At 75.6% G+C, this 1,744-nt stretch carries 2 pseudogenes; both read right to left on the reverse strand.

What is annotated here, in order from left to right:
• A pseudogene (locus C665_RS19440) lies at positions 1–753 on the reverse strand (ATP-binding protein); the annotation flags it as partial.
• Positions 750–1,744 (reverse strand): annotated as a pseudogene (locus C665_RS21010) (hypothetical protein); the annotation flags it as partial. The pseudogenes C665_RS21010 and C665_RS19440, both read right to left, overlap by 4 nt.

The following is a 1,744-nucleotide window of genomic DNA, read 5'->3' on the forward strand; positions in this document are numbered from 1 at the left end:
CGGGCGTCCCGCCGCCGCTGCCAGGCGCGCGGCGGCGGCAAGTCCGGCCGCGCGTGCGCCGCGGAACATCACGTGGCGGGTGGCGCCGCTGCGCAGCATGGTCGCGAGCGTGGGGATCTGTTCGCGGAAGCCGCGCGGCAGCATGGTGTCGCCATCGGCGAGCGGCGCGGTGTCGCGCCACGCGGTGGGGTCGCCGCAGAGCAGCGCCCACAGCTCGGGGGCAACCGCCAGGCTGCGGGTGGGCATCGGCCCCTCGCCCACGATCTCGAGGACCCCCGCCCGCACGAGGCGGTGGTTGGGCAGCGCGAGGGGCGCGAGCGGAGCGCCGAACAAGGCCGCGCTCGCGGCGGAGAGGAGATGAAGGCCGGGGCGGAGCGCACCGGGCGACTGCAACTCGGCGAGCGCCAGGTTGAGCAGGTAGCTCGACTCGTTCTCGCCGCACAGCGCCATGGCGAACCACTCGTGCAGCTGCAGCTTCAGGTCGGCAAGCAGGCGCCCGAGGGGGCCGTGCAGCTCCGGCGCGGCTTGCGCGAGTGCGATGCAGGCGGCTCGCCAGTCCTGAGGCGGGGTACCGAGCAGGGTGGCGAGGTCTTCGCCCCCCTGGCTCGCCGCAAGCGCCTCGAAGACCGCGGACGGGGCGCCGACGCTGAGGCGGGCGAACTCGGCGATGCCGGCATGGACGAAGGCGCGTGACAGGCGCGCGCCCTCGCTCGCCGGGGCGGATTCCGGGCGCAGGCTGGCGGGGGCGTTCATGGTGAGGATCCTCCGCGATCGGCGGCATCGCTGCGGTCGTAATGAAAGCGCACCACCCGCCCTAGCCAGGGCAGCCAGCCAGGGTCGAGGTCGAGGCCGCCCCGACGCAGCTCCAGGTCGACCTCGGCGAGGCGCAGGTGGACGTCGACATGGCTCGGACTTGCGCGCACGCGAGCGGGGCGCTCGGCGCGCAGCGCGCGCAGGGCCGCGTCACCGACGTGACGCAGCACGGCCCGGTCGACCGCGACGGGATCGGCGCGCGCGGGCAGCTTCGCAAGGCCCGCAAGCTTGGCGACGGGGTCTTGCTCGCCCTCCAGTGCGCAGGCCTCGGCCAGGAAGCCGGTGAGCGGGGCGTCGGGAGCGAGCTCGAGCCGGAGCGCGAGACGGACGAGTTCGCGCCAGCCGGCGTGGGGTTCGTGCAGGGTGCCCCGCCAGGCGCGCAATCCCGGATGGTTCAGCACGTTGAGCAGGAAAAAAAGCCCGCCGCGGCCGGTGTGGAAGTCGACCTCGGCCTGCGTCGCCGTCACCGTCACCGCGAACGGGTCGGTGACTTCGCTCGGGGCTCCTGCCCGGGGCGGAGCGGCGGGGCGCGCGTTTACCGCAGCGATGGCGCGGGGAGAGGCTCCGACGCGGATGGAAGCGGGGGGTGCGAACCCTCGGGAGGCGGGGGAGCCGGCGGGTATCGAACCTGCACCGGCGTCGCGCCGCCGTCTGGCGTCGGGTAGGTCCCCGCCTGCAGTGCGCGCGCGACCAGGTCCGGATGCCCGTGCCGTCGCCGACTCCGCATCCTGCCCGCCGCCGAGTTCCGCCAGGGCTGCGGCCGCGCCGCGCAGGACCTCGCCCCCCTGCGGTCCCGCCAGCGCTGCGGGGGTACAGCGCCACAAGGTGAGCAGGGCCTCCAGCACGACGAGCGGATCGCTGGCGGGCAGCGTGCCATGCGCCGCCGCGCCGGGCGGGGCTGGCCGGCGCGGCGAACCCGCCCCTGTCGCCG

It is taken from the genome of Thauera aminoaromatica S2 (assembly GCF_000310185.1).
Classification (GTDB): domain Bacteria; phylum Pseudomonadota; class Gammaproteobacteria; order Burkholderiales; family Rhodocyclaceae; genus Thauera; species Thauera aminoaromatica.